General features: G+C 70.2%; 26 protein-coding genes and 1 riboswitch. Of the genes, 11 read left to right on the top strand and 15 right to left on the bottom strand.

From position 1 onward, the window contains the following. The first annotated feature begins 217 nt into the window (after positions 1-217). Positions 218-1,132 (top strand): carbohydrate-binding protein, encoded by a 915-nt coding sequence (locus ACZ4S3_RS27910; protein WP_467938812.1) that lies wholly within the window; start codon positions 218-220, stop codon positions 1,130-1,132. Between the two features lie 53 nt (positions 1,133-1,185). Here ACZ4S3_RS27910 and ACZ4S3_RS27905 read toward each other — a convergent pair whose 3' ends face one another. The 3 genes from ACZ4S3_RS27905 to ACZ4S3_RS27895 form a co-directional block, all read right to left on the bottom strand. Further along, on the bottom strand, positions 1,186-2,115 hold the full coding sequence (locus ACZ4S3_RS27905; protein ID WP_467938810.1) for a 1-phosphofructokinase family hexose kinase: 930 nt from the start codon (positions 2,113-2,115) through the stop codon (positions 1,186-1,188). Positions 2,116-2,385: 270 nt separating this feature from the next. After that, positions 2,386-3,609: an N-acetylglucosamine-6-phosphate deacetylase gene (nagA, locus tag ACZ4S3_RS27900; RefSeq protein WP_467938808.1), complete on the bottom strand. Its 1,224-nt coding sequence runs from the start codon at positions 3,607-3,609 to the stop codon at positions 2,386-2,388. Further along, a complete protein-coding gene (locus ACZ4S3_RS27895) occupies positions 3,609-4,541 on the bottom strand; it encodes an ROK family protein (protein ID WP_467938806.1) in 933 nt (310 codons plus the stop codon). Before ACZ4S3_RS27895 ends, nagA begins: the two co-directional genes overlap by 1 nt. Before the next feature lie 259 nt (positions 4,542-4,800). Between ACZ4S3_RS27895 and ACZ4S3_RS27890 the strand changes: the two genes are divergently transcribed. From ACZ4S3_RS27890 to otsB, 3 genes are all read left to right on the top strand, one after another. Further along, complete coding sequence (locus ACZ4S3_RS27890; protein ID WP_467938805.1) at positions 4,801-6,069, top strand: extracellular solute-binding protein; 1,269 nt, start codon at positions 4,801-4,803, stop codon at positions 6,067-6,069. Between the two features lie 67 nt (positions 6,070-6,136). Beyond that, positions 6,137-6,412 (top strand): DUF3263 domain-containing protein, encoded by a 276-nt coding sequence (locus ACZ4S3_RS27885; RefSeq protein WP_467938803.1) that lies wholly within the window; start codon positions 6,137-6,139, stop codon positions 6,410-6,412. A 74-nt stretch (positions 6,413-6,486) separates the two neighbouring features. Beyond that, on the top strand, positions 6,487-7,401 hold the full coding sequence (otsB, locus tag ACZ4S3_RS27880) for a trehalose-phosphatase (RefSeq protein ID WP_467938801.1): 915 nt from the start codon (positions 6,487-6,489) through the stop codon (positions 7,399-7,401). A 25-nt stretch (positions 7,402-7,426) separates the two neighbouring features. Here otsB and ACZ4S3_RS27875 read toward each other — a convergent pair whose 3' ends face one another. The 3 genes from ACZ4S3_RS27875 to ACZ4S3_RS27865 form a co-directional block, all read right to left on the bottom strand. Next, positions 7,427-8,431, bottom strand: a complete 1,005-nt coding sequence (locus ACZ4S3_RS27875) for a cytochrome c oxidase assembly protein (RefSeq protein WP_467939032.1) — start codon at positions 8,429-8,431, stop codon at positions 7,427-7,429. A gap of 64 nt (positions 8,432-8,495) precedes the next feature. Then, positions 8,496-10,001 carry an alpha,alpha-trehalose-phosphate synthase (UDP-forming) gene (locus tag ACZ4S3_RS27870; RefSeq protein ID WP_467938799.1) on the bottom strand — a complete coding sequence of 502 codons (1,506 nt, stop codon included), beginning with the start codon at positions 9,999-10,001 and terminating at the stop codon, positions 8,496-8,498. A gap of 63 nt (positions 10,002-10,064) precedes the next feature. Then, complete coding sequence (locus tag ACZ4S3_RS27865; protein ID WP_467938797.1) at positions 10,065-11,054, bottom strand: glucosyl-3-phosphoglycerate synthase; 990 nt, start codon at positions 11,052-11,054, stop codon at positions 10,065-10,067. Between the two features lie 172 nt (positions 11,055-11,226). Continuing rightward, a riboswitch (SAM riboswitch) is annotated at positions 11,227-11,378 on the top strand. Positions 11,379-11,395: 17 nt separating this feature from the next. On the opposite strand from ACZ4S3_RS27865, the gene thrC reads away from it, so the two are divergent. The 4 genes from thrC (at position 11,396) to groL (ending at position 15,741) form a co-directional block, all read left to right on the top strand. After that, positions 11,396-12,691: a threonine synthase gene (gene thrC / locus ACZ4S3_RS27860; protein WP_467938795.1), complete on the top strand. Its 1,296-nt coding sequence runs from the start codon at positions 11,396-11,398 to the stop codon at positions 12,689-12,691. Between the two features lie 59 nt (positions 12,692-12,750). Further along, a complete protein-coding gene (locus ACZ4S3_RS27855) occupies positions 12,751-13,029 on the top strand; it encodes a MoaD/ThiS family protein (protein ID WP_467938792.1) in 279 nt (92 codons plus the stop codon). A gap of 490 nt (positions 13,030-13,519) precedes the next feature. Further along, positions 13,520-13,723 (top strand): cold-shock protein, encoded by a 204-nt coding sequence (locus ACZ4S3_RS27850; protein ID WP_003949956.1) that lies wholly within the window; start codon positions 13,520-13,522, stop codon positions 13,721-13,723. Between the two features lie 392 nt (positions 13,724-14,115). After that, entirely contained in the window at positions 14,116-15,741 is a 1,626-nt protein-coding gene (gene groL / locus ACZ4S3_RS27845; RefSeq protein ID WP_467938790.1) for a chaperonin GroEL, read from the top strand. A gap of 138 nt (positions 15,742-15,879) precedes the next feature. On the opposite strand, the gene ACZ4S3_RS27840 is transcribed toward groL, so the two are convergent. From ACZ4S3_RS27840 to ACZ4S3_RS27830, 3 genes are all read right to left on the bottom strand, one after another. After that, a complete protein-coding gene (locus ACZ4S3_RS27840; RefSeq protein WP_467938788.1) occupies positions 15,880-16,857 on the bottom strand; it encodes a tetratricopeptide repeat protein in 978 nt (325 codons plus the stop codon). 4 nt (positions 16,858-16,861) lie between these two features. Continuing rightward, entirely contained in the window at positions 16,862-17,494 is a 633-nt protein-coding gene (locus ACZ4S3_RS27835) for a hypothetical protein (protein WP_467938785.1), read from the bottom strand. Between the two features lie 139 nt (positions 17,495-17,633). Continuing rightward, a complete protein-coding gene (locus tag ACZ4S3_RS27830; protein ID WP_467938783.1) occupies positions 17,634-18,503 on the bottom strand; it encodes a GyrI-like domain-containing protein in 870 nt (289 codons plus the stop codon). A gap of 649 nt (positions 18,504-19,152) precedes the next feature. Here ACZ4S3_RS27830 and ACZ4S3_RS27825 point away from each other — a divergent pair. Further along, positions 19,153-19,722, top strand: a complete 570-nt coding sequence (locus ACZ4S3_RS27825) for a hypothetical protein (RefSeq protein WP_467938781.1) — start codon at positions 19,153-19,155, stop codon at positions 19,720-19,722. A gap of 59 nt (positions 19,723-19,781) precedes the next feature. Here the strand turns inward: ACZ4S3_RS27825 and ACZ4S3_RS27820 are convergent, their stop codons facing one another. From ACZ4S3_RS27820 to ACZ4S3_RS27805, 4 genes are all read right to left on the bottom strand, one after another. Next, positions 19,782-20,207 carry a hypothetical protein gene (locus ACZ4S3_RS27820; RefSeq protein WP_467938779.1) on the bottom strand — a complete coding sequence of 142 codons (426 nt, stop codon included), beginning with the start codon at positions 20,205-20,207 and terminating at the stop codon, positions 19,782-19,784. A gap of 51 nt (positions 20,208-20,258) precedes the next feature. Continuing rightward, the gene (locus ACZ4S3_RS27815) at positions 20,259-21,185 is read right to left on the bottom strand and encodes a hypothetical protein (protein ID WP_467938777.1); all 927 of its coding nucleotides are present in this window, start codon (positions 21,183-21,185) and stop codon (positions 20,259-20,261) included. A 253-nt stretch (positions 21,186-21,438) separates the two neighbouring features. After that, positions 21,439-21,723, bottom strand: coding sequence for a DUF397 domain-containing protein (locus tag ACZ4S3_RS27810; protein ID WP_467938775.1), 285 nt, complete (start codon positions 21,721-21,723; stop codon positions 21,439-21,441). After that, on the bottom strand, positions 21,707-22,546 hold the full coding sequence (locus ACZ4S3_RS27805) for a helix-turn-helix domain-containing protein (RefSeq protein ID WP_467938773.1): 840 nt from the start codon (positions 22,544-22,546) through the stop codon (positions 21,707-21,709). The genes ACZ4S3_RS27810 and ACZ4S3_RS27805 overlap by 17 nt, the downstream gene beginning before the upstream one ends. Positions 22,547-22,662: 116 nt before the next feature. Between ACZ4S3_RS27805 and ACZ4S3_RS27800 the strand changes: the two genes are divergently transcribed. Both ACZ4S3_RS27800 and ACZ4S3_RS27795 read left to right on the top strand, forming a co-directional pair. Beyond that, positions 22,663-22,884 (top strand): hypothetical protein, encoded by a 222-nt coding sequence (locus tag ACZ4S3_RS27800; RefSeq protein ID WP_467938771.1) that lies wholly within the window; start codon positions 22,663-22,665, stop codon positions 22,882-22,884. Then, complete coding sequence (locus ACZ4S3_RS27795) at positions 22,881-23,090, top strand: hypothetical protein (protein WP_467938769.1); 210 nt, start codon at positions 22,881-22,883, stop codon at positions 23,088-23,090. Before ACZ4S3_RS27800 ends, ACZ4S3_RS27795 begins: the two co-directional genes overlap by 4 nt. Before the next feature lie 57 nt (positions 23,091-23,147). Here the strand turns inward: ACZ4S3_RS27795 and ACZ4S3_RS27790 are convergent, their stop codons facing one another. Then, positions 23,148-24,755, bottom strand: coding sequence for a PTS transporter subunit EIIC (locus ACZ4S3_RS27790; RefSeq protein WP_467938767.1), 1,608 nt, complete (start codon positions 24,753-24,755; stop codon positions 23,148-23,150). A 110-nt stretch (positions 24,756-24,865) separates the two neighbouring features. Beyond that, entirely contained in the window at positions 24,866-25,804 is a 939-nt protein-coding gene (gene murQ / locus ACZ4S3_RS27785; protein ID WP_467938765.1) for an N-acetylmuramic acid 6-phosphate etherase, read from the bottom strand. Between the last annotated feature and the right edge of the window lie 17 nt (positions 25,805-25,821).

Genomic DNA, 25,821 nt, shown 5'->3' with positions numbered 1-25,821 from the left:
TCTCACACCCGGCGTATTCCACCCCTGCCCACCAGCCGTTCACCGTTCTGTAGCGATCTTGTGGCGGTCCGGGCCCGGTGTGCGGATGCCCCGAAGGGGTAGGCTGCGCCGATGCGGCGCGCTGCCGACGGGGGCCCGAAAGAGACGGTTCGCACACACGACGCGGACGCGTACCGACGCTGACAGACGCGTACACATCGCTTGGGAGTGACACGGAATGACGGCCGGCAACAACGGCGCGGACACGCCGGAGAACGACGACCCGTTCGCCTACCTCTACCGCTCGGACGGCGGCGAGGACGGCGCACCGGGCTCGGCGGCCGGCGGCGCGGCGCGCCAGCCGGGGGTCCCGAGAACCTCCTACAACCAGGTGCGCGCGGTCGGTGAGCGGCAGTACGGCGGCCAGCAGACCCAGCAGCCGCCGTACGGCAAGCAGAACGCGCACTACGCCGCCCCGGAGACGCTGCCCGGCAGTGAGCGGACGCGTTCCGTCCCGGCCCAGGGCTACGACCAGGAGCCGCGCCGCGGCCGTAACGGGCTGCTGATCGGTGCCGTCGCGGTGGTCGCGGTGGTGTGCATAGGCATCGGCGTCGCCATGCTCACCAATGGCAACAACGACAAGAACGACACCTCGAAGAAGCCGGGCCCGACGGCCGGCGATTCGGTGGCTCCCAGCAAGGAGCCCGCCACCAAGCCCAGCGCCGGTGAACTCCCCAAGCAGGACGCGGGCAGCCTGCGGCTCGACGGCGGCGCCACCACGGCCAAGGACATCCCCGGCGCGCGCTCGGCGAACGGGGCCTACGTCGCGGGGATGAACACCCCCGGCGCCTCGGCCACTTGGACCGTGGACGTCGACAACGCCGGCCCGTACGCGCTCTACGTCGACTACGGCGTGCCCGGCAAGGACGCCAACCTCACGCTGACCGTGAACGGCAAGGCCGACTCCCGGCCGGTCTCCATGAAGAACTTCGCGGGTGCCCCGGAAGGCGCCTGGGACAAGGGCTGGACCGAGACCTGGTCGATCCTGCAGCTCAACAAGGGCACCAACACGGTCAAGTTGTCCTGCGAGACCGGCAACCAGTGCGACGTCAACCTCGACAAGGTCTGGCTCGCGCCGCCGAAGAAGAAGTAAGCGCACGCCGCGGTCCGCCGCGGCTCTTTCCCGCCCGCTGCACGCCCCGCTTGTCACGCCGCCGTCGGATGATCCGTCACCACGACCCGCGGCAGCAGTTCCTCGTACGTCGCCGGATCGAACTCGCCCGCGGCCGGGGCCCGTACGGTGGCGGCCGACAGGGCCACCGCGCGGGTCAGCCGGTCCGGCCACGGCAGGTCCTCCACCAGGCCCGACAGCAGTCCCGCCACGGCCGAGTCGCCGGCGCCGGTCGGATTGCCCGCGATATGCCGCGGCGGGGCGGCCTGCCAGGCGCCGTCCGCGGTGACCGCGAGTATGCCCTTGGCGCCCAGTGAGGCGGCCACCGCATGGGCGCCCCGGCGGCGGGCGTCGCGGGCGGCGCGCAGCGGTTCGGTGCTGCCGGTGAGGGCGGCGAGTTCGTCGGCGTTGGGCTTGGCGAGGTCGGGGCGGGCGGCCAGGCCGCGGCGCAGCGGCTCGCCGCTGGTGTCCAGCAGGACCGGCACTCCGGCGGTGCGGGCGACGCGGGTCAGCCGGGCGTAGACATCGACCGGGACGCCCGGGGGCAGGCTGCCGCACAGGGCCACCGCCTGTGCGTCGCCGAGCAGTTCGCGGTAGGTGCCGAGGAAGGTTTCCCATTCTGTGGGGGAGACGGTCGGGCCCGGTTCGTTGAGCTGGGTGGTGTCGCCGGAGGCCTCGTCGACGACGGCGATGGTGCGGCGGGTGGCGCCGCCGACCGGGACCAGGGCGTCGGTGACCTCGCTCTCCTGGGTGAGCAGGGCGCGCAGCGCCTCGCCGGTGCCGCCGCCCGCGAAGCCGGTGGCGACCGTACGGTGGCCGAGTGCGGCCAGGACGCGGGCGACGTTCAGGCCCTTGCCGCCGGGGCGTTCGGCGACCTCGGTGATCCGGTTCGTGGTGTGGTGACGGAGCCGGGGCAGACGATAGGTGATGTCCAGGGCGGCGTTCAGCGTGACCGTGAGGATCATGGTTCCCCCTCCCGCGCCGTGCTCGGACGGCCGTTGCCGGTGGGCGGCAGCCGTTGGCCGGGCAGTCGTTGGCCGCAGTACGGCCGAGGTCGGGCGACCGCGTTCGGCGGTGGCATACGGACAAGTGCGCGAGCGATCATGCCATCGCCGATGGTGGTTGGCCCAGACCCAGGCCAACCACCGTGCGACAGAGAACCGGCCATCACTGGGCCACCGGCCGTTCACCGCACGCGGGCATCCGGGCCGGCCGCACCCCTGCGGGGCGGCCGGTCAGGCACCGCCGGGGCGCACCAGCCAGACGCCCTGGCGCATCACGCCGACCAGGTCGTATCCGGCATCGAACACCACCAGGTCGGCGTCCTTGCCGGCGGCCAGGGAGCCCACCCGGTCGTCGATGCCGAGCAGCCGGGCCGGGTTGGCCGAAAGCGCCTGCACCGCCTGATCCACCGTCAATTTATCGACGGTGACGGCACGTTGGAAGGCGCGGTTCAGGGTGAGGGTGGACCCGGCGATGGACCCGGCCGTCGGCCCCTCGCTGATCCGGGCGACGCCGCCCTTGACCTCGACCTGCATCGGGCCGAGCGGATACATCCCGTCGCTCATCCCGGCCGCGCCCATCGCATCCGTGATGAACGCGACGCGTTCGGCGCCCGCGTCCCGGAAGGCCATCTGGAGTACCGCGGGGTGCAGATGGGTGCCGTCATTGATCAGTTCGACGGTGACCCGCTCGTCCTCCAGGAGGGCCGCGATCGGGCCGGGCGCGCGGTGGCCGAGGCCGGGCATCGCGTTGAAGAGATGGGTGGCGACGGTCGCGCCCGCGTCGATGGCCTCGCGGGTGGCGTCGTAGGAGGCGTCGGTGTGGCCGATGGCCGCGATCACGCCGGCGTCGGTGAGCATCCGTACGGACTCCATACCGCCGGACAGCTCGGGGGCGACGGTCATCATCCGTGCGGTGCCGTGCGCGGCGTCGATGAGCTTGCGGACCGCGGCCGGGTCCGGGGCGCGCAGCAGGTCGGGCTGGTGGGCGCCGCAGCGGCCGGGGGAGATGAACGGGCCCTCGAAGTGGATACCGGCCAGCTCGCCCTGCTGGACGAGCTCGGCGAGCACCGCGGCCTGCCGGGCGAGGTCGTCCAGGGTGCCGGTGACGGTCGAGGCGACCATGGAGGTGGTGCCGTGCTGCTGGTGGGTGCGGGCGACCCGCAGGCACTCCTCGGGGTCGGCGGAGGAGAAGGAGCCGCCGCCTCCGCCGTGGACGTGCATGTCGATGAAGCCGGGGACGACGAGATGGCCCGAGAGGTCGATGACCTCGGTGTCCCGGCTCCGGGTGAGGTCGCCGCCCGTGTCGAGGTCCCGGCTGTGGATGTCGGTGATCCGCGTGCCCTCGACCGTGATCCGGCCGCTGTCGGCGACGCCGTACGACCGGGCGATCCGGGCGCCCGCCAGGATGGTGCGCCGGGGGCCCGAGGGCCGTCCCGCGAAACGGTGCAGTGCCATCAGGCGGTTACCTCCGTGGAGAGAAGATCCCAGGCGAGCAGTCCTGCGCCCAGGCAACCGGCCGCGTCCCCCAGGGCCGCCGGAACGATCGAGGGGACCGGCTGGAACGTAACGCGCCGGCGGACCGCTTCCCGCAGAGGCGCGAACAGCGTGTCGCCCGCCTCGGCGAGCCCGCCGCCGATGATCAGCATCCGGGGGTCGAGCAGGGTGAGCCCGGTGACCAGGCCGTCGGCGAGGGCGTCCACGGCGTTGTGCCACACCGCGAGGGCGCGCTCGTCACCCGATTCCACGGCCTTGGCCGCGTCCGCCGCGCTGGCCTGCGGATCGCCGCAGACCGCCGCCCAGTCCCGGCCGACCGCGGCGGCGGAGGCCAGCGTCTCCAGGCAGCCGCGCTGACCGCATCCGCACTCCCGCCCGCCGGGCCGTACGACGATGTGGCCGATTTCTCCCGCGCTGCCGTGGGCACCCGACTCGATCCGGCCGCCGATGCCGATGGCGCCCGCGATTCCGGTGCCCAGCGGCACGAACAGGAACCGGTCGGCGTCCTTGCCGGCGCCGATCCGGCCCTCCGCCAGGCCGCCGGTGCGTACGTCGTGCCCGAGCGCGACCGGTACCCCGCCGAGCCGTTCGGACAGCAGGGACCGCATCGGTACGTCCCGCCAGCCGAGGTTGGCGGCGTAGACGGCGGTGCCTGACGCCTCGTCAACGATGCCGGGGACCGCGACTCCGGCGGCCGCCGCCGGGGCGCCGAACCGCGTCCGGCCGATGTCGCGCAGCTCGGCGGCGAAGCCGAGGATCGTCTCGACGACCGCCTCGGCCCCGCGCTCGCGGCCGGTGGGCCGGCGCGCCTCGTACAGCAAAGTGCCGTCCGCCCCTACGAGGGCGGCTTTCATCCCGGTGCCGCCCACATCCAGGGCGATGACGTTTCTCACGGCAACAGTTTTGCGCGCTCCGCCACAAAAGGTCTAGTCCACTCACCGTATGAATGGCCTCATGCGCCTGTTTGGCCTGGTCGGCGCCCGGTCTCGTGATCTTCGCGTGGGAAGGGCGATACCGAAGCGAGACTTCCGGTGGTGTAGACCTTATGGAGACGAGCGAGAGAAACTCGCAGTTCATGCCGGTGGAGGGTGACCCCCGAAGCCGAGATGGACCCGGCAGACAAAGAACTCGGGACAAGGGCGGTAATCAACGGTGCAGCGGCGGTACTTGAGCCTGGCGGCGGCGGGAATTGCCACCGGCATGATCCTCACTCTCACCGGCTGCGGCAGCGGCTCGGGCGACGGCGATGTCACGCTCAAGCTCATCGCGGCGGACTACGGCGACAGCCGCTCCAGCAGCTCCCAGAACTACTGGGACGAGCTCACCCGCGCGTTCGAGAAGACACACCCCGGCATCAAGGTCGACGTCGAGGTCTACAGCTGGACGGACGTCGACAAGAAGGTCGAGGGCCTGGTCAAGGCCGGCAAGGCCCCCGACATGGCGCAGATCGGCGCGTACGCCGACTACGCCGCCCACGACAAGCTCTACAGCGCCGACCAGCTGCTCTCCATACCCACCCAGGCGGACTTCACCCCCGCCCTCGCGGACGCCGGCGAGTACAACCGCATCCAGTACGGCATGCCCTTCGGCGCCAGCACCCGGCGGCTCTTCTACAACAAGAAGCTCTTCGCCGCGGCGGGCATCACCACCCCGCCCAAGACCTGGGACGACATCGCCCACGACGCCCGGCTGCTGAAGGACCACGGCGTGAAGATGCCGTTCGCGCTCCCGCTCGGCCCGGAGGAGACCCAGGCCGAGACGCTGATGTGGATGCTCAGCGGCGGCGGCGGCTACACCGACAGCATCGGCAAGTACACGATCCACTCGCCGGAGAACGTCAAGACCTTCGAGTGGCTCCAGAAGAACCTCGTCGGCAAGGGCCTGACCGGCGCCGACCCCGCCAAGGTCAACCGCGCCGACGCCTTCCAGGGCTTCGCCGACGGTGACGTCGGCATGCTCAACGGCCACCCCACCCTGATGAACCAGGCCGAGGCCAAGGGCATCGACTACGGCACCACCGAACTGCCCGGCATCGACGGCAAGGCCAAGGCCACCATGGGCGTCGCCGACTGGATGATGGCCTTCAAGCAGAACGGCCACCGCGCGCAGATCGGCAAGTTCCTCGACTTCGTCTACAGCGAGAAGAACGTGCTGAAGTTCTCCGGCACCTACGGGCTGCTGCCGGTCACCGCCGCCGCCTCCCAGACGATGATGGCCGACGACAAGTACGCCAAGCTGCACAGCTTCCTCAAGCAGCTGGGCAACGCCGAGTTCTACCCGGCCAACAAGATCTCCTGGCCGCTGGTCTCCAAGACCGTCAAGGCCAAGATGGGCGCCGCCGTCGGCCCCGACGGCAACCCGTCCGCCGTACTCAGCGACATCCAGAACGCGGCGGACACGGCCGACAACACCGCCGAGTGAGGGCGCCTGCGGGGGCGGGGGCGGCCGGCCGGGCGTTGTCCGACCGTGGGCTTATCGTGGGAATGTGATGACGGGTGGCACGGACATGACGGGCGGTACGGGCGGGGAGCGCGAGGCCGCCCCGCTCTCCTCCCGCGACGAAGCGGTGCTCGCCGTCGAGCGCCGCTCCTGGCCCGGCCCCGGCGCCAAGGAGCGCGTCATCCGCGAGCGGCTCGGCATCTCCCCGACCCGCTACTACCAGCTCCTGAACGCCCTGTTGGACGACCCCCGCGCGCTCGCCCACGACCCGGTCACCATCAACCGCCTGCGCCGGATACGCGACGCCCGCCGCGCCCGCCGCTGACCCGGTGCCCCGCGCCGCCCCGATGCCCCCGTACACCCGGCATGCGCCCACGCCCCGCCGGTAGGGTCGGCGCCATGGGCAGCCCCGGGAACGCCGCGCCGACGCCGAACTCCGAACCGACTCCGCAGTCCGCCCCGCCACCGCACCCCCTCCCCGCCCCGGACACACCCGCCGGCCGGGAAGGCCTCGCCGCTCTCCTCGCCCACCCCGAACGCGCCGTCATCGCCCTCGACTTCGACGGCACCCTCGCCGACATCGTCCCCGACCCGGAGAACGCCCGCGCCCACACCGGCGCGGTCGCCGCCCTCGGCCGTCTCGTCCCCCGGCTGCGCGCCGCCGCCGTGATCACCGGCCGCCCGGCCGCCGTCGCGGTCCGCCTCGGCGGCTTCGCCTCCGTCCCCGGCCTGGACCGCCTCACCGTCCTGGGCCACTACGGCGCCGAGCGCTGGGAAGCGTCCACCGGCACTGTCCACGCCCCGCCGCCGCACCCCGGCATCGCCGCCATACAGGCCGAACTCCCCGGCGTACTGGACTCCTCCGGCGTCTGGCACGGCACCTGGGTGGAGACCGCCATCGAGACCAAGGGCGGCCACGCCATCGCCGTCCACACCCGCCGCGCCACCGACCCCCAAGGCGCCTTCGACCGGCTGCGCGGTCCGCTCGCCGTCCTCGCCGAACGCCACGGCCTGATCGTCGAGCCGGGCCGCTACGTGCTGGAAATCCGCCCCCCGGGCATGGACAAGGGCGTGGCGCTGGCCGACTGGATCCACGAAACCGGCGCCGCCACGGTCCTCTACGCCGGCGATGACCTGGGCGACCTGGCCGCCTTCGGCGCCGTCGAAAAACTCCGCTCCGAAGGCCTCACCGGCGTCCTGGTCTGCAGCGGCAGCAACGAGGTCACCGAACTGGCCGAACGCGCCGACCTGGTGGTGGACGGCCCCACGGGCGTCGTCGGGCTGCTGGAAGCGCTGGCGGACCACCTCGCCTGAGACGCGGCCGGCCGCCGCCCGGTGGCTATGCGCCGCCGCTGCGGAAGCGATCGCCGACCGCGCCCTGGTCGGTCTCCCACCAAGGCCGCGTCAACTCCGGCTGCGACGCCGGTGATCCCTCCCCTGCGGCCGGTGGACGCGGCGGGCCCGCCGCGTCCAGTTCCCGGTCCAGCCGCGCATCCAACGCCGCCGTCCTCGCCCGCTCCGACCGCACCCACTCCGCGAAGACCGCGATCAAAAACGGCAGCCCCACCAGCTCGGCGATCGTCAGCATCAGCCCGCCGCCGATCATCTGGTCCTGTTGCAGACCCGGGTCCCAGGGGCGGTGCTGCGAGGCGTACCAGCCGCCGGCAATCAGCGTGCCGCTGGTCATCACGACGATGCCGGGCACCGCGTCGACGAGCCCGTCCAGCAGCACCAGAAGCGCCCGCACCGGGTGGCTGCACCATGCCGGCAGCAGCTCCTCGCCCGTCAGCATCGGCAGGACGAAGAGGCTCCCCGTGACCAGCAGTTGCAGATACATCAGCTCGTGCAGCGGGCCGTGCCGCAGCGCCGTGGGGAAGTACGGCGTGAAATAGATCGCCAGCTCCGAGGAGAGCACCAAAACCGTGCTGACCAGGGGAAACGTCAGCAGTCGCAGCACCCGGCCGGAGAGCGCCGCGCGCAGCCGCCGCGCCGCCCCCGCGCGCTCCGGCAGAGCCCGCAGCGCCAGCGCGAGCGGGTCGCCGAGCGCCAGGCCGAGCGGGGCGACCAGGTCGAGCACGATGTTCTGCACCGCGGCCGGCCAGAACAGCTCATGGTCGTAGACCGCCAGCCCGGACATGGTCGCCACCACGATCGCGCCGAGCCCGAGGCCCGCGAACGCCACCGTCCGCGCCGCCGGCCACCGCTCACCGCGCCGCACCAGCCGCACGACGCCCCAGGCGTACAGCCCACCCAGTACGACCACCAGCGCGAGCGCATACGGGTCGAGTCGCCAGCTGCCGGCCAACCGCGCCGGGGTGAGCTGCGGCAAACCGGCCGCAAGCATGGTCAATGTCACGGACCACTACGCTAGCCCCGCCCCCGGACGATCTACCGGCGGGGCACCCGGCTCAGCTCCTGAGCGCCTGCAGCTGGTCCAGGAACCACTGGGCCGGCGGCAGCGCGGTGGCCGCCGCGGCCAGCCGCTCGGCGCGGGCGGCCCGCTCCCCGTCGTCCATCGAGAGCGCCTCGTGCAGCGCCTCCGCGGTGGCACTGACGTCATACGGATTGACGCTGATCGCGTCCTTGCCCAGCTCCTGATGGGCGCCCGCTTCCCGGGAGAGCACCAGCGCACAGCCGCGCTCGGAGACCACCGGCACCTCCTTGGCGACCAGATTCATCCCGTCCCGGATCGGGTTGACCAGTGCCACGTCCGCCAGCCGGTAGGCGGCGAGCGAACGCGCGAAGTCGTCCTTGACATGCAGCACCACCGGCAGCCAAGTCGCCGTCCCGTACTCGGCGTTGATCTCGTCGGCCAGCCGCCCGACCGCCGCGGTGTACTCCCGGTACACGGCCAGGTCCTGGCGGGAGGGATAGGCGAACGCGATATGCACCACCCGCTCGCGCCACTCGGGCCGGTCGGCGAGCAGCCGGCGGTAGGCGAGCAGCCCGCGCACGATGTTCTTCGACAGCTCCGTGCGGTCCACCCGCACGATGGTCTTACGGTCCCTGCCGCCGATCTGCTCACGCAGCGCCGCCAGCCGCTCCTCGACATCCGGCCGGTGCGCCCGCTCGCGCAGGAATTCCGCGTCGGCGCCGAGCCCGTACACCCCGATCCACGTCGTGCGTCCTTTGAGCCCCGGCGGGTTCGTGAGGAGATACGCCGGCCCCTCATCCGGCCGGTATACCTCGCAGTCCGCCCCCAGCGCCTGCCGGCAACAGCCCATGAAGGCCCGCGCCCACCGCTCGGTCAGGAAATTCGCCCGGTCCGCGCCGAGAATGCCCATCGCCAGCTTCCGCTGGACGTCATCGGGCAGCATCGCAAAGTATTCGGCGGGCGCCCACGGCGTGTGCGAGAAATGCGCGATCCGCAGGTCAGGGCGGCGCTCGCGGAGCATTCCCGGTACCAGCGCCAGGTGATAGTCCTGCACGAGAACGGCCGCACCGGGCGCCGCGGACTCGGCCAGCGCCTCCGCAAAGGCCGCGTTGTACGCCTCGTACGACGCCCATTGCACACGGAATTCCGTGTCGAATGCCGGCTCAAGCGGCGTCTGATACAGCATGTGATGGACGAACCAGAGCACGGAATTGGCAATTCCGTTGTAGGCGGCCGCATACACATCCGCCGGGATATCCAGCATCCGGACACGCTGTCCGCCGGTATCCGCGGGATCGAGGGCACCCCCCGTCCGCCGTACGGCCTCCCGGTCGCCCTCGCCGAGCGCCGCACACACCCACAGCGCATCCGTATCGGGCCCGATGGCCGACAGCCCGGACACCAGCCCGCCGCCGCCCCGCTTGGCGGTCAGCGCGCCGCCCTCCCCGATGGCGTAGGAGACCGGACCGCGATTGGACGCGACCAGAACCTCGGCACCTGACTGGACCACACTGCGCTCGGCGACCGTCTCGGAGACCATGTCGCGAAGGTAACCCGCAACGGATCCGCGCAAACGTACGGAAACCAGCCGAGGGGATGCGGTTCAGGCCGCCCGCCGCTCCGCGTACTCCCTTATCTCCGCCATCGGCGGGCGTTCCTCGGTGTCCACGGCCGTCGTCCGTGGGACGAAGCCGTTCTCGCCGCGCTCGAACTGGGTGAGGCGGGGGCGGATGAGATGGCCGCGGGTCAGGCGGAGCTGGGCGGTGCGGTAGATGGCGGCGGCCATCCGGCCGAGGGCCTGGCTGTCCTGGTGGCGGTGTTTGCGGACGCCGACGTCCACCTGGGCGAGGGCGTCCAGGCCGACCGTGTGCAGGGCGTCGACCAGGAGGCCGAGCTCCACGCCGTAGCCCACCGGGAAGGGGAGGCGTTCCAGGAGGGAGCGGCGGGCCGCGTACTCGCCGCCCAGGGGCTGGACGAACCCGGCCAGCTGCGGCCAGTGGAGGTTGAGGAGCGGCCGGGCCACCAGCTCCGTGACCCGTCCTCCCTGGTCACCGCCCGCAATCGGGCCGCGGTCCGCGCTCCCGTCCCGGTGGCCGCCGGCCTCCAGGGGGCGGTCGTACATCGCCTTGACGAAGTGGACGCCGGGGTCGGTCAGCAGCGGGCCGACGATGCCGGAGACGAAGGTGGACGAGAAGGCGCGCAGGTCGGCGTCGGTGAAGCAGACGATGTCGCCAGTGGTGGCAAGCAGCGAACGCCACAGCACCTCGCCCTTGCCGGGGAGCGCCGGGATGCGGGGCAGTACGGCGTCCCGGTGGACGACACGGGCACCGGCTGCCGCCGCGACCTCGGCGGTACGGTCGGTGGAGCCGGAGTCCAGCACCACCAGCTCGTCCACCAGGGGCACCGCATCGGTCATCAGGTCCTGGCGGATCGCCGCGACGATGGCGCCGACCGTCGCCTCCTCGTTCAGGGCGGGCAGGACGACGCTGACCGTCTGGCCGGTCTGGCGCTTCGCCTCCAGCAGCTGCCCGAGGGGGCGGTCGGCCGCCGACCAGGAGCGGCTGCTGAGCCAGCGCTCCACCTCTTCCAGCACGTCTACGACTCCTCGGTGGCCGCCGGATCTGCGGCCGCTGTGTGATCCATCTCGCGGTTCGGACGACTATCTCAACCGTCAGTGCCTTCGGTTACAGTCTTGAACAACGCGGATGACCGTCGCATGCCGGGGTCACCGCCATAAACGCCTGGGTTTCGGCCCAGTGCCATACCGCTCATCCAGAGGGGCAGAGGGATACGGCCCGTTGAAGCCCCGGCAACCCTCCAGCCGGTCTCCGCCGCAGCTACAGCGCGCGCGAGGCTCCCGGCTAGGGAAGGTGCCAAATCCGTCTCGCGACGAGATGCGTCGCGAGGAAGATGAGGAGAAAGGGCCTCGCCTCCATGGCTGTGCAAGTTACCGAAAACGCCGATGTCACCGAGAACGCGTCCGCCGTCGCTCTGGGTCCGGCCGTCGCCCTCTCCTGCCGCGAGTGCGGACAGCGCTTCCCGCTCGGCCCGATCTTCGCGTGCCAGGAATGTTTCGGGCCGCTCGAAGTGGCGTACGACCTGCCGAGCGGCGACCCCGAAGGGCTGAAGAAGCGGATCGAGGCCGGCCCGAACAACATCTGGCGCTACGCCCCGCTGCTGCCCGTCCCCGCCGATGTGGCCGACAAGCCGAACCTGAACCCCGGCTTCACGAAGCTGGTCAAGGCCGACCGGCTCGCCGCCGAGCTGGGTGTCACCGGCGGTCTGTACGTCAAGGACGACTCCGGTAACCCGACGCACTCCTTCAAGGACCGTGTCGTCGCGATCGCCGTCGAGGCCGCCCGCGCCTTCGGCTTCACCACGCTCTCCTGCTCCTCCACCGGCAACCTCGCGGGCGCGGTCGGCGCCGCGGCCCGGCGTGCCGGTTTCGAGTCCTGCGTCTTCATCCCGCACGACCTGGAGGCCGGCAAGGTCGTCATGGCCGCGGTCTACGGCGGCGACCTGGTCGGCATCGAGGGCAACTACGACGACGTCAACCGCTTCTGCTCGGAGCTCATCGGCGACCCGCTCGGCGAGGGCTGGGGCTTTGTGAACGTCAACCTCCGTCCGTACTACGGCGAGGGTTCCAAGACGCTGGCGTACGAGATCTGTGAGCAGCTGGGCTGGCAGCTCCCGGACCAGATCGTCATCCCCATCGCGTCCGGCTCGCAGCTGACGAAGATCGACAAGGGGCTCAAGGAGCTGATCCAGCTCGGCCTGGTCGAGGACAAGCCGTACAAGATCTTCGGCGCCCAGGCGGAGGGCTGCTCGCCGGTCTCGGCCGCCTTCAAGGCCGGGCACGACGTCGTACGCCCCCAGAAGCCGAACACCATCGCCAAGTCGCTGGCGATCGGCAACCCGGCCGACGGGCCGTATGTCCTGGACATCGCGCGCCGTACGGGCGGTGCGGTGGAGGATGTCAACGACGAGCAGGTCGTGGACGCCATCAGGCTGCTGGCGCGGACGGAGGGGATCTTCGCGGAGACCGCGGGCGGTGTGACCGTCGGCGTCACCAAGAAGCTCATCGAGGAAGGTCTGCTCGACCCGACCCTGACCACCGTCGTCCTCAACACCGGTGACGGCCTCAAGACGCTTGACGCCGTCGCATCCGGGCCCACGGCCACCATCCGGCCCAACCTGGACGCGTTCCGCGCGGCCGGTCTGGCCGGCTGAGCCCCGGTCCGCCCGCACCTCCTGAACTCGTATCCCGCAGTCGCTGGAAGGCAGAACCCATGAGCGTCAAGGTCCGCATCCCCACCATCCTCCGCACCTACACCAGTGGCCAGGCCGAGGTGCCCGCCGAGGGCGCGACCCTCTCCGAGGTGATCTCCGACCTGGAGAAGAACCACACCGGCATCGCGGCCCGAGTGCTGGACGACGCGGGCAAGCTGCGGCGGTTCGTGAACGTCTACGTCAACGACGACGACGTCCGCTTCGAGCAGGGCCTGGAGACGCCGACGCCGGAGGGCGCGGGCATCTCCATCATCCCGGCGGTGGCCGGAGGCTGCTGAAGGGCCGGCGACCAGCCGCGGCTCAGGCGCTGAAATGCGCCATCTCTCGCCTTGAGTGACGGAAATTGCCCCATCCGCCCAAAAGCGGATGGGGCAATTCCGTGTCGTGAAAGGCGATACCATGAGGGCGATCTCCTTCGTGCGAGCCCTCGTACCACTCCCGTATGACCCTCGTGCAACTCTGCGCGCGTGCCGAACGCATATGTGATCGCGATCAGTTGTGCCCAAAGCGTGTGCAGCATTTGCCGGATATCTGAGCTATGCCCGGCCCGACTTGCCCCGGCGTAACGGGACTTCACCGCATAATTGCCGATTCTCCGGCGCCATAATTCTCGTCCGATTGACCTGTTGCGCTGGGCATTGGTGCAGATACATTCAGCGGCGGTCGACGCGTTCCGGCGCACACCCCGCGGGCCTCTCGGGGGGTGAGGTCTGACCCGGGTCCGCGGAGTGCGGTCCTGCGCAAGGGCCAGTAATAGGGGAGTTAGGCATGGCTCAGGGCACCGTCAAGTGGTTCAACGCGGAGAAGGGGTACGGCTTCATCGCGGTCGACGGTGGTGCGGATGTATTCGTCCACTACAGCGCGATCCAGATGGACGGTTACCGCACCCTTGAGGAGGGTCAGCGAGTCGAGTTCGAGATCTCGCAGGGCCAGAAGGGGCCGCAGGCGGACATGGTCCGGGTGGCCGCCTGAGGCGCCGACCGACTGCAGCGTTGGGAAGGCCCGCACCCTTGAGAGGGTGCGGGCCTTCTGGCGTGCGAGGGGTGGCAGCCCCTTCGGTCGCTTGCTCCCACCCGTCACCCGACCACCACCCCTGGTCGAGACTCCTTCGGAGCCGCTTGCTCCCACCCGTCGCCCGACCACCACCCCGTAAGGAGGCTCCTGCCGGAGCCGCTTGCACTCTCGGGGGTCGAGTGCTAATCATTGGCGTTAGCACTCTCCGGGTGAGAGTGATAACCAAGGATCGGGTCGGTGAGGTCCGCGGGCCGGGTGGGGCAAGGAACCACACGGCGTGCAGACCGTCCGTCGCGGGCGCCAGCGCGGTCCGGAGCAATCCACCCCGATGTCCGGGAGGACCACTTCACATGGCCAAGATCATCGCGTTCGACGAGGAGGCACGGCGCGGTCTCGAGCGCGGGATGAACCAGCTCGCCGACGCCGTCAAGGTCACCCTCGGCCCCAAGGGCCGTAACGTCGTCCTCGAGAAGAAGTGGGGCGCCCCCACGATCACCAACGATGGTGTATCCATCGCCAAGGAGATCGAGCTCGAGGACCCGTACGAGAAGATCGGCGCCGAGCTGGTCAAGGAGGTCGCGAAGAAGACGGACGACGTCGCCGGTGACGGCACGACGACCGCGACCGTCCTGGCCCAGGCCCTGGTGCGCGAGGGTCTGCGCAACGTGGCCGCCGGTGCCAACCCGATGGCCCTCAAGCGCGGCATCGAGAAGGCCGTCGAGGCCGTCTCCGCCGCCCTGCTCGAGCAGGCCAAGGACGTGGAGACCAAGGAGCAGATCGCTTCCACCGCCTCCATCTCCGCCGCCGACACCCAGATCGGCGAGCTCATCGCCGAGGCCATGGACAAGGTCGGCAAGGAAGGCGTCATCACCGTCGAGGAGTCCCAGACCTTCGGTCTGGAGCTGGAGCTCACCGAGGGTATGCGCTTCGACAAGGGCTACATCTCGGCGTACTTCGCCACCGACATGGAGCGTATGGAGGCGTCGCTCGACGACCCGTACATCCTGATCGTCAACTCGAAGATCGGCAACGTGAAGGACCTCCTTCCGCTGCTCGAGAAGGTCATGCAGTCCGGCAAGCCGCTGCTGATCATCGCCGAGGACGTCGAGGGCGAGGCCCTGTCGACCCTGGTCGTCAACAAGATCCGTGGCACCTTCAAGTCCGTTGCCGTCAAGGCTCCGGGCTTCGGTGACCGCCGCAAGGCCATGCTCGGCGACATCGCCATCCTCACCGGTGGCACTGTCATCTCCGAGGAGGTCGGCCTCAAGCTGGAGAACGCCGGTCTCGACCTGCTGGGCCGCGCCCGCAAGGTCGTCATCACCAAGGACGAGACGACGATCGTCGACGGCTCCGGTGAGAGCGACCAGGTCCAGGGTCGCGTCAACCAGATCCGCGCCGAGATCGAGAACAGCGACTCGGACTACGACCGCGAGAAGCTCCAGGAGCGTCTGGCGAAGCTGGCCGGCGGCGTGGCCGTCATCAAGGCCGGTGCCGCCACCGAGGTCGAGCTCAAGGAGCGCAAGCACCGCATCGAGGACGCCGTTCGCAACGCGAAGGCGGCCGTCGAGGAGGGCATCGTCGCCGGCGGTGGCGTGGCCCTGCTGCAGGCCTCCGCGGTCTTCGAGAAGCTGGAGCTCGAGGGTGACGAGGCGACCGGCGCCAACGCCGTGAAGCTCGCCCTGGAGGCCCCGCTCAAGCAGATCGCCGTCAACGGTGGTCTCGAGGGTGGCGTCGTCGTGGAGAAGGTGCGCAACCTGGCCGTCGGCCACGGTCTGAACGCCGCCACCGGCGAGTACGTCGACATGATCGCCGAGGGCATCCTCGACCCGGCGAAGGTCACGCGTTCCGCACTGCAGAACGCCGCGTCCATCGCCGCGCTGTTCCTCACCACCGAGGCCGTCATCGCCGACAAGCCGGAGAAGGCCGCCGCGGGCGGCGCTCCGGGCGGCATGCCGGGCGGTGACATGGACTTCTGATCCGTCATCGGATCGGATCGCTGATCCTCCCGGATCACACGTCCAGACGTTCGTCGGGGCGGTACCCCTCTCTCAGGGGGTGCCGCCCCGGCGGCGTTCGGGGGCGCTGTTCAGGGGCGCGGGAGCATCGCACGGGTTTCACGGCTTTCGCGCGGCGGCGGTCTCGGAATTCTCCGCGTCCCTGCCGCTCCGCGACATCGCACGGGACGCCGCGAGGTTCTTCCTGACCCGGTCCTCGCCCGCCTGATCCCCGACGCCCTGGAATTCCCGCAGCGCCTCGCGATAGGTCTCCGTGGCCTCGTCCAGCCGGCCGGTCTGTATCAATGCGCCCGCGAGGTTGTTGAGCGTACGGGCCCGGCCGTGCCGGTTTCCGGATGCGGCGAAACCGGCGACGGCTTTCCGGTAGACGGTGACGGATTCCTCCGACAGGCCCGCCGCCATCAATGCGCTGCCGAGATTCGACAGGACGGATCCCTGCCGCGGGTGCTGTTCGGGCAGATCGACGGTCGCCTGCCGCCCCAGATCGATCGCTTCGGTCAGATCGCCCTCGTACCGCGACTGTTCGTACCGAATGCGCAGAGCGCTGCTCAGGCTGGCCAGCGCGGCCGCCCGCTGGGACACGCTCGGCGGCATCTTCACGACCGCCTCACGGCCCAATTTGATGGCTTCGTCGAGGTCGTCCCAGTCGCCGGTGACCTCGGCCCTGGTGTGCAGGGCGCTGATCAGATTGGGGATGGTGGCGCTCAGCTCGGGGCGGCTGTGCTGCGGTGGCTGTGCGGCATGGGCCGAATGCGCTTCCAGGAAACAGGAAATGGCGGAATCCAGCTCGGTCAGGGATGCGGTGAGCTGGAATCGCACCATCCGGATCAGACCGAGATTGGAAAGGATCGTGATGCGCAGCGGTCCGGCCGGGGTGGCGGAAAGCACCTTGCTCAAGGTGTCGATGGCATCGTCGGTCTGCTCGAGGCTGGAACGGAAACCGTGCGGGGATTCCAGGATTTCGGCCGCGCGCAATGCGGTGGCGGTGTCGATCTCGTGATCGCCGGCCGTGCTCTCGGCGACACTGTTCATATCGCCACTGTTCGCGTCGCCACTGTTCGCGTCGCCACTGGTCATGTCGTCACTGTGCATTATTCCCCCCGCCTGCAGAGCTGTTGCGTTGATCGAGTACCGCGGTGATCCAAATCCGCGCCAGGCCCTCGTCGTAGAACTCGATCGTCTCGCCGGCCCGCTCGACGCGGATGACCACCCGGGCGTCCCGCTGCTGCGGAACGTCGGCTTGTGGCGGCGGCGCGGCGGCCGGTTCTGCGGGCGGGTGGACGTGCAGGCCGCCGCTGATGGTGCCGGCCTGGACGGTCGGACCGACGATGTGGGCATGTCCGTCGATGACGTTGCCGGTCCCGCTGAGGGGCGGTGCCGCCGGAGCCTGCGGTGCGGGGGGTGGTTCCGGCGGCCGGGTCGCCCGGTGCCACAGGGATTCCCACCATTCCGGCGGCTGCGGAGGCAGACCCGGGGCATCGCCGTCGGCGTGCCGGGCGAGGTCGTTGAGCAGGGCCACGAACGCCAGCAGTACCGCACAGGAGTTGGGCGCCGCGCCGTCGTGCAGCCAGCCGTGGACGGTGAAGGCCGTGAGCCGGTGGCCGGGCGGCAGCCGGTCGTGGGACAGCTCAACCAGCTTGTCCAGAACGGGACTTCCGGCGGCCGCGTGCAGCCGCCGTAACTCCTGTCCGAGGTCCCCCGCCGTGTCGTCCACCGGTCCGCATTCACCCATGCCCAGCCGTCGAGTTGTCAGGCCCAGGCTAGCCCTTGACGCGGCTTCACGTCGGCCCCTGATGAGAACACCAGGGGCCGACGGGCGGGTTCGCGCTGAGGGTCAGGTTGTGGGTGGACGGTCAGCGAGTCCGTTCCACAGGTATCCACAGCTCCGAGTCCGCCTGCGTCCCGTCCTCCGACGGCCGGGTGCGCAGGATCTCCGGACCCGGCCGGCTCTCGTACGGGTTGGACGGGAACCACTGCGTGAACACGTCGCGCCAGAGGTACTGCAGCGACTGCGGGAACGGCCCGGAGTTCTCGAAGACGGCCCAGGTCCCGGCCGGGACGGTGAGCGTGTCCAGATCCTCGGGGACGGGGGAGCCCGTCCCCGTCACCACGGCGTGCCAGTAGTCCAGTTCGGTGCCCTCGGCGCGGCTGGGGTCCAGGTTGTCGGTCACCGAGACGATTCCCTCGGGGTCCTGCTCGGACAGTGCGGCGATGCGCTGTATGTCCTCCGTCCCGATGCTCCGGATGAACTCGGCGATCGCCGGGTTCACCCCCGCGTGCACGAGCGGAACCCGCGCCCTCTTCCCGACCACCCGGAACTCTTCCTTCTCCACGACCCGGTATCGCATGCTGCTGCTCCCTTCGATGATGAGATGGAAGGACATCCGGGGCTGGGAGTGCAGTGCCGCACCCGTCCGCCTGGCCTCACCGGGCCCGACGCCATGTACGCCACGGAATGCGCGGGCGAACGCCTCGCCCGATCCGTAGCCGTAGCGCACCGCGACCTCCAGCAGCGTCCGCTCGCCGGCGAGCACCTCCGCACCCGCGACGGTCAGCCGCCGGCGCCGGATGTACTCCGACAGCGGAAGCCCCGCCAGTGCGGAGAACAGCCGCCGGAAGTGGTACTCCGACGTCGTCGCGATCCGCGCCAGTTCGGACACCTCGATCTGTTGGTCGAGGTGGCGCTCGATGTGCTCCATGGCCTGGTTCAGCCGCTCCAGCACCCCGGTCTCCTTCCCTTGTGATCATTACGCTAGGGAGGAGCAAGGGCGCCTCACCCGACATTCTGTGCCCGGTCCGGTCGGGTCGGGCTGTGCGGCCGGGTCCCGGACCACCCGCCATCAGGTTGGCTTTCGTAGCACCGGACACGGAAACGAAGCAGGCGAGTTGGCCCATGGGAAGTAACCTGGCCCCGGAACTGGCGGGGGGCGATAGGCCGGCCCTCATCCTCTTTCAAGAGGATGAATCAATGGGGATTAACAATGCCGACCCTGATCCCGCATTACATCACGGGCCATGGCGAAGGCCCCCATATCGGGGGAAGCAGTCAAGTGGGGGAATGGAATGAGCACACCGCAGCAGCCGCAACCCGGCTTCGGGAACGCGCCGGGGTACGGAACGCCGGCAGGTGCGCCGCAGGGGCCCGGTGGGCAAGTGCCGCCGGGGGCGTATGGGCAGCCAGGTCCCTATGGGGCGCCGGGGCAAGGGCCCTACGGGGTGCCGGCGCAAGGGCCCTATGGGGGGCCGCAGCCGGGGCCGTATGGATATGGCGGGCCCGGGATGGTGCCGCCGCCGCCGCCTCCGCCGAAGCGGAATGCCGGGAAGGTGTGGGGGATTATCGGGGCGGTTGTCGGGGTGTTGGTGATTGGGAGGGTGGCCGTAGCCGCGATTTCTGTGGCGGGTGGCAGTGGGGGTGCGGGTAAGCCTTCTGCCGGGCCGAAGTACAAGATCACGGTGCCGAAGTCGCTTGTTGGTGGGGAGTACACGCTCGCCAAGGACATATCCCAGCAGGCGGATTCTCAGGTGCCACATGATTCAGCGGATGCCCACGGTCTGCGTACGGTGGGCGGTCAGTACACCTCGGGTACCAAGTCGTTGGTGGTGATGGGGATATACGGCACCATCGATGACGCCGACGCGAGCGTTGACCACATGATTGAGGGAATGACGGATGCCCCGGGCGCCGAAGTCGGTGTTCCCGAGAAGAAGTTCACGCCCGGTGGGGGCGGGAAGCCCCTGACCTGCGGGGTTGACGTGAAGAACCAGGCGGGACAGAAGGTCACCTTCCCGTTCTGTGTCTGGGGGACGTCCAGTACGACCGCCAGCGTCGCCCTGGTCGACGCCGCCGACCCGGCCAAGGATCCGAAGTCGTTCGATCTTCAGGCGCTGGCCGATACGGCGAGCAAGATCCGGGACGAAGTGCAGGTGCCGGTCAGCGGCTGAGCGTTAGGCCAGTCAGGCCGCGATGTCGGTGTCCCCGGTCGCCCGTTCCGAGAATCCGGTTACTGAACGCGCACGGACGTGACCGAGCCGGTGGCCGCAGGCGGCGACGGGCGCGTCTTCATCACGCCGCACCAGGCGGCAAAGGCGGCGATGAACGCGACTTCGGAGACGACGGACAGGATCCCGTAGGGAGGGTCCCAGCCTTGTTCCTGGTAGTCCGGCAGCCCGACGGTACGGGACAGCGCGAAGCCGAGAATCATGCCGCCGCTGACCAGCGCTCCCAGAAGCCATGCCGGTACGGGGTTCCGCCGGGCGAGACCTGCGGCGGCGAGGAGCAGCGCAATGCTGCCGACAAGGAAAAGGATTCCTATGTAGGTCACCTCCTGAAGGTGTTCGGGGGTGATGAGGAGATGGGCGACGGCGCTGAGGAGTGCGCAGAGTGCGGCGGCCCCCCTCAGCGAAGCTTCGGCAGCATGGGAAGACATCTGGGCCTCCTGGGACTCGCCAGGGCAGATCTATGAGGTATCAGGGCAGATCTATGAGATATACGGAACGAGCCCGGTGGATGGTTCATGATCGTTCCCGCGGGCCGCGGCGCGCAGCCGTTGGACGCGGGCGTGGACGTCGTCGGGTGACTGGCTGCTGAGGAGCGGGGGTGCGCTCTCGCCGCGACAGGCCCCGCAGATGCCGCCGGGGAGCACTTCGGGGCGGCCGGGCGCCCGGCACACGGTGCACTCCATGATGCGCAGCGGTGGGCGCGCGGCCGGGACGCTCTCGGGGGCGGGTGGCGGCATCTTGCTCAGCAGGCGGCTGCGGGCGAGGCGGCCCGGGTGGTGGACACCTTTTGGTGGTAGCCCCGAGATAAGGGCGTGCAGGAGCTGGTCCGGGGTGGCGCCGCGGGTCAGCCATTCCTCGGCGAGCGCTTCGAGGGAGGCGCAGTCGGCGGCCGAGAGCGTCATCCGGGGTTCGGCGCGGCCGAGGGTGGCGAGGAGGTCGTAGGCGCGGGAGCGGGGCGGCCGCTGCATTGGTCCAGGGGGCGGTGTCGGGTCCGTGCGGGGCACGTTTCCGGCACGGAAGGCCGCCCACCAGGCGTCGTCGCGGGCGGTTCGGGAGAAGTACGTCCGCGTCACCCAGCGCACGCTGCCGTCGTCACTCGGCAGGGTCTCGGTGATGCGGCGGAGATGACCGGCCTCGGAGAGGCGGCGGAGGGCGGTGCGGAGGGCGCATTGGCCGTAGTCCGGTAACACCTTGGCCAGCGTCTTTACGGAGATGTCCGCGCCGTCGGGAAGGCGGTCGAGGTAGGCCGCGATGGAGGCCTCGCGCCGGGGGAGGTGGGCGAAGTCGGTGGGGCGGTGGGGGTGTTGGTCCGGCGCGCTGCGTTTGCCGTAGCCGGGTTTCGCGGCGGGGTGGGACGGGTGGGATGCGGGCGCGGGCAGCGCAGCGCTAAAGTCTTCCGAAGCCATGAGATCGCTCTTTTCGATCTTGCGGGCTAGGCCCTGGCAGGTGTGCTACCACCTGTCGGGGCCGTCGCATGTGCGGGTGCTGTTGTGACGCACGCTAGACCGATGCGACGCGTCGTTGCAAGCCGATCACGGAAGGTCATGTGCGCTGGTGCGCGCGGGGGTTGGGGGGGTGGGTGGGTAGTTTTCTCCCGCCCGTTCCTTGGAAAGAGAGCTCGCAGTCCGGAGCTTGAGCCCCGGTCCGCGAGCGGGTGTGTCAGGCGCCGTGCAGAGCACCCGATTTGATGCCGTCGACGAATGCCGACCAGGACGGGGCCCGGAATACGAGCCCCGGGCCGGTCGGGTTTTTGGAGTCGCGGACGGGGATGAGGCCCTCGGGTGCGTAGTCCTCGGCTACTTCGAGGCAGTTGCCGCCGCTTCCGCCGCTGTGCGAGGACTTACGCCAGGTGGCGACCTCTAGGCAGTTGCCGCCATCGCCGCCGCTGTAGCTGGACTTGTGCCACGTGGCTGCAGTCAGGTCGTACTCAGGGCTGATCCTCATGGGCGTAATCCTCCGCCACTGATTCGATCAGGGCCAGGGATTCTTTCGGCGACAGTGCCGAGGCCCTGAGTAGATCGTAGGTCAGTTCGTGGCGGGCAACCGTTGCTGGATTGTCCTCCAGCCGCCCTGCTTCAGGACCTTCGATGTAGGCGAGCGGAGGCGCATCTTCGAAGGCCATCAACTTAAGGGCGCCAATCATGGCCGCATGCGCACCCGCCCCGAACGGCAACACCTGCACGATGACCCGATGTCGCCGGATCAGCGCCTCGACATGCCGCAACGCCTCCGCCATCACCCCCGGGCCGCCGACCTCCCTCCGGAGCGCCGCCTCGTCCAGTACGGCCCAAAACAACGGCTTTGTTGGATCGCTCAGCAGCTCGGCTCGTTCGATCCTCGCCTCCACCAGCCGGTCGATGACGTCCTCGGTCGCCGTCGGTTGGTACGCGCGGAAGACGGCCCGTGCGTACGCCCTCGTCTGCACCAGGCCCGGGATCAGCAGCGGCGCGTACTCGCGGATGGCCACCGCGACGGCCTCCGCCTCCGCGGCTTCCGCGAAGTGATCCGGGTATTTGGACTTGGACGCTGCCACGCAGTTGCGGAGGAAGTAGCCGTCGGTGCCCAGCACTTCGTCTATCTTCGCGGCGAAATCCCGCTGCATGCGCCGCGTACCGGCCTCCAGCTGGCCGATGAACGAGCCGCTGACGAAGAGGGGGGCGCCCAGCTCTTCCTGCGTCATTCCGGCGGCCTCGCGGCGGTGGCGTAATTCGGCGCCGAGCATGGCGCGCGGTGATGAGGAGGGGTCGAGAGGTTTGGGTCCTGACATCGCAGCTCCCAGGCTGAACACGTGCGGTTGTTGGCCTGCGCCTCTGTCCAGGCTAGCCGCGCGTTCGCCACGCTGGGTACGTAATGGAGAACCCAGCGTGAAAGGTGAGGGCGGCAGTGAAGAGCGTGGAAACCGCAGGGGATGAGGCGCCGGGCGCCGACGAGATCGTGGCGCAACTGGAGGGCACGCTGGGGGCGTTGGGCGTCGTTCTGCCGTCGTTGTGCGTCGATCCGGTGTCGGACGCCAGCCGGGTGATGGAGCCGCTGGTGGAGCTGGGGCGGTGCAACCTCGGCACCGCCCGCCGGCTCCTGGAGGTGCTGGCCGGGCGGCGGCCGTGAGGGTGGCGTGCGGCCGTTACGCCGTGGACGGGCGGGACGGCCGGATCGGCAAGGTGATGGGGCACGAGGGGCCGTATGTGCAGCTGCGGCCGCCCGGGGGCGGGCGGGAGTGGGACTGTCCGCCGGATGTGCTGCGCCCCGCCGGGACGTGGGACGAACTGCGGGCCAAGGTGGCCGAGTTGAATCAGGTGAGCAGGCTGCCGTGAGAGGGGTACGGTGCCGGGCGCCGACCGGCACGGACGGGGGAGTGCGGTCCGTGGTCCTCAGGCGGAGACCGGCTCCTTGCCGGGCGGGGAGTCGTCGGGAGCCGGGCCGTCGGGCGCCGGGTCGTCGCGGGTCGCGGCCGGGGCGGGGGAGGCGGCGTCGGGTGCGGTGGCAGCGGGTGCGGCGTTCAGCTCGGTGAGTTGTTGCTTGCTGAAACCGAAGAAGTAGGTGGCGAGGAAGCCGACGAGGTAGCCGACCAGCAGGCCCAGGGCGTAGACGGTGATGGTGGTGCCGATGCCCTGGTTGCCCTTGACCAGGGGGAACAGGGCCCAGCCGGAGGGGCCGATGGCGGTGGAGCCGACGGCGTCGCCGAGTTGGTTGAAGAAGCCGACGAAGCCGCCGCCGAAGGCGCCGCCGAGGCAGGCGGTGATGAAGGGGCGGCCGAGGGGGAGCGAGACGCCGTAGATGAGCGGCTCGCCGACGCCCAGGAAACCGGCGGGGAGGGCGGATTTGATGGTCGTACGGATCGAGCCGTTGCGGGGGAGGCGGAGGTAGACGGCGATGGCGGCGCCGACCTGGCCCGCGCCGGCCATGGCGAGGATGGGGAGCAGGACGGTGTAGCCCTGCTCCTGGATGAGGGTGGTGTGGATGGGGATGAGGGCCTGGTGGAGGCCCAGCATGACCAGGGGGAGGAAGAGGCCGCCCAGGATGAAGCCGGCGATCGCGCCGCCGTGCGCGAGCAGCCAGTTGGCGAAGGAGCCGATGGCGGTGGAGACCTCTCCGGCGACGTACATCAGGCCGAAGACCGTGACCAGGCCGGTGACCAGGACCGTGAGGGTCGGGGTGAGGAGGACGTCCAGCGCCTGGGGGACCAGCTTGCGGCAGCGTTTTTCCACCTGGACGGCGAGGAGGGCGGCGGCCAGTGCGCCGAGGACGCCGCCCTGGCCGGGGGAGAGCTTCTGGCCGAAGGCGGTGATGTTGGCGATGCCCGGGAAGACGATGACCGCGGCGACCGCGCCGCCGAGGATCGGGGTGCCGCCGAATTCCTTCGCGGTGTTGTAGCCGACGAATACGGCGATCAACGACATGAAGCCGGAGGCGATGGCGGCCAGGGCCGGGACGACGGTGGGCAGCCAGCCGAGGTTGGTGAGCAGGCCGTTGATGCCCGCGACGATGCCGCAGCCGATCAGGGCCGGGATCAGCGGGACGAAGATATTGGCGATCCGGCGGAGGAAGAGCTTGAACGGGGTGGCGTTCTTGGCCTTCCGGCTCGCTCTGAGCGCGGCGCCCTGGGCGGCCAGGTCGGCAGCGGCGGTGGTGGTGAGGGCCGTAGTGGTGACCGTGGTCGTGGCCGGCGTGCTCTCCGTGGGGGGCTGGGGCTCCTCAAGGGGCTTGGTGTCCGCGAGGGTTGCCTCCGCGACCAGGCTCTCGAACTCGGGCGTGACCCGGGCGACGACCCCGGGGCCCAGCACGATTTGGTACGTGTCGTCCTCGACCACGCCCATGACGCCCGGCACCGCCCTGAGGGCGTCGTGCTGGACCAGCGAGCGGTCCTGGATGCCGAGGCGGAGCCGGGTCATGCAGTGGGCGATGGAGGTGAGGTTCCCGGCGCCGCCGACGAGGGGGAGGAGCGCGGCGGCAAGGGCGCGGTTCTTGTCTTCGGACATGTGGGGTGCCTTGCTGTGCGGACAACGAGGACGAGGGGGAGGAGGGGGCGGGAAGAGGGGGGAGGGAGAAGCGGCGGGGGAGCGGAGGAGGGGGAGCGGCGGCGTGTCTGTCAGGGCTTGTCGGCGGTTTCGAGGGCGGCGCGGAGGTGGCCGTGCGACGTATCGAGCAGGCGGGCCGCGGTGGGGCCGTCGACCTTGCCGAGGATGGTGAGGATGGCGTTCTTGACCTCGCCGTCCGTCGCGGCGAGGGCGGCCTCGATCTCCGGGTCCGAGGCGCCGGTGGCCAGCGCGACGATACGGCGCGAGCGGGCCCGTAGCTTGTCGTTGGAGGCGCGGACGTCGACCATCAGGTTTCCGTAGGTCTTGCCCAGGCGGATCATGGTGAGGGTCGAGAGCATGTTGAGCACGAGCTTCTGGGCCGTGCCGGCCTTGAGCCGGGTGGAGCCGGTCAGCAGCTCGGGGCCCACGACGACCTCGATGCCGTGCTCGGCGGCCGCGGCCAGCGCGGAATCGGCGTTGCAGGACAGGCCGATGGTGAGTGCGCCCAGGGCGCGGGCGTGCTCGACGGCCCCTATGGCGTACGGGGTGCGGCCCGAGGCGGAGATGCCGACGACGGTGTCCTGGGCGGTCAGGCGGATCGCGGCCAGATCCTCGGCGGCGAATTCCTTGCTGTCCTCGGCGCCCTCGACGGCGGTGACCATGGCGGACGGGCCGCCCGCGATCAGCCCGAGGACCTCCGACGGGTCGGTGTTGAACGTCGGCGGGCACTCGCTGGCGTCCAGCACACCGAGCCGGCCCGCCGTGCCGGCGCCGGCGTAGATCAGCCGGCCGCCGTGGGCCATCCGCTCCGCCGTGGCATCGATGGCGGCGGCGATCCGCGGGAGCTGCGCGGCGACGGCGGCGGGGACGCTGGCGTCCTCGTCGTTCATCGTGCGGGCGATCTCCAGGGTGGAGCGGCGGTCGATATCGGCGAGCTCGGGGCGGAACGCCTCGGTGGTGAGGGTGTCCAGCTGGGCGCGCAGGTGGGCGTAGTCGGCGGTGGAGGTCATGGCGTGGCGGCTCTTTC

The organism is Streptomyces sp. NPDC028368 (assembly GCF_055565615.1).
The sequence above is the reverse complement of the archived record's forward strand: the minus strand, read 5'-3'. Positions and strand labels throughout refer to the sequence as shown.

Coding starts and splice junctions, on each gene's coding strand:
- ACZ4S3_RS27905 (WP_467938810.1), bottom strand. CDS start 2,115: ATGATCCTCACGGTCACGCTGAACGCCGCCCTGGACATCACCTATCGT.
- thrC (WP_467938795.1), top strand. CDS start 11,396: ATGGCTGTGCAAGTTACCGAAAACGCCGATGTCACCGAGAACGCGTCC.
- ACZ4S3_RS27870 (WP_467938799.1), bottom strand. CDS start 10,001: ATGGTCTCCGAGACGGTCGCCGAGCGCAGTGTGGTCCAGTCAGGTGCC.
- ACZ4S3_RS27875 (WP_467939032.1), bottom strand. CDS start 8,431: ATGCTTGCGGCCGGTTTGCCGCAGCTCACCCCGGCGCGGTTGGCCGGC.
- groL (WP_467938790.1), top strand. CDS start 14,116: ATGGCCAAGATCATCGCGTTCGACGAGGAGGCACGGCGCGGTCTCGAG.
- ACZ4S3_RS27885 (WP_467938803.1), top strand. CDS start 6,137: ATGACGGGTGGCACGGACATGACGGGCGGTACGGGCGGGGAGCGCGAG.
- nagA (WP_467938808.1), bottom strand. CDS start 3,609: ATGGCACTGCACCGTTTCGCGGGACGGCCCTCGGGCCCCCGGCGCACC.
- otsB (WP_467938801.1), top strand. CDS start 6,487: ATGGGCAGCCCCGGGAACGCCGCGCCGACGCCGAACTCCGAACCGACT.
- ACZ4S3_RS27815 (WP_467938777.1), bottom strand. CDS start 21,185: ATGGCTTCGGAAGACTTTAGCGCTGCGCTGCCCGCGCCCGCATCCCAC.
- ACZ4S3_RS27910 (WP_467938812.1), top strand. CDS start 218: ATGACGGCCGGCAACAACGGCGCGGACACGCCGGAGAACGACGACCCG.
- ACZ4S3_RS27850 (WP_003949956.1), top strand. CDS start 13,520: ATGGCTCAGGGCACCGTCAAGTGGTTCAACGCGGAGAAGGGGTACGGC.
- ACZ4S3_RS27810 (WP_467938775.1), bottom strand. CDS start 21,723: ATGAGGATCAGCCCTGAGTACGACCTGACTGCAGCCACGTGGCACAAG.
- ACZ4S3_RS27820 (WP_467938779.1), bottom strand. CDS start 20,207: ATGTCTTCCCATGCTGCCGAAGCTTCGCTGAGGGGGGCCGCCGCACTC.
- ACZ4S3_RS27790 (WP_467938767.1), bottom strand. CDS start 24,755: ATGTCCGAAGACAAGAACCGCGCCCTTGCCGCCGCGCTCCTCCCCCTC.
- ACZ4S3_RS27855 (WP_467938792.1), top strand. CDS start 12,751: ATGAGCGTCAAGGTCCGCATCCCCACCATCCTCCGCACCTACACCAGT.
- ACZ4S3_RS27840 (WP_467938788.1), bottom strand. CDS start 16,857: ATGACCAGTGGCGACGCGAACAGTGGCGACGCGAACAGTGGCGATATG.
- murQ (WP_467938765.1), bottom strand. CDS start 25,804: ATGACCTCCACCGCCGACTACGCCCACCTGCGCGCCCAGCTGGACACC.
- ACZ4S3_RS27805 (WP_467938773.1), bottom strand. CDS start 22,546: ATGTCAGGACCCAAACCTCTCGACCCCTCCTCATCACCGCGCGCCATG.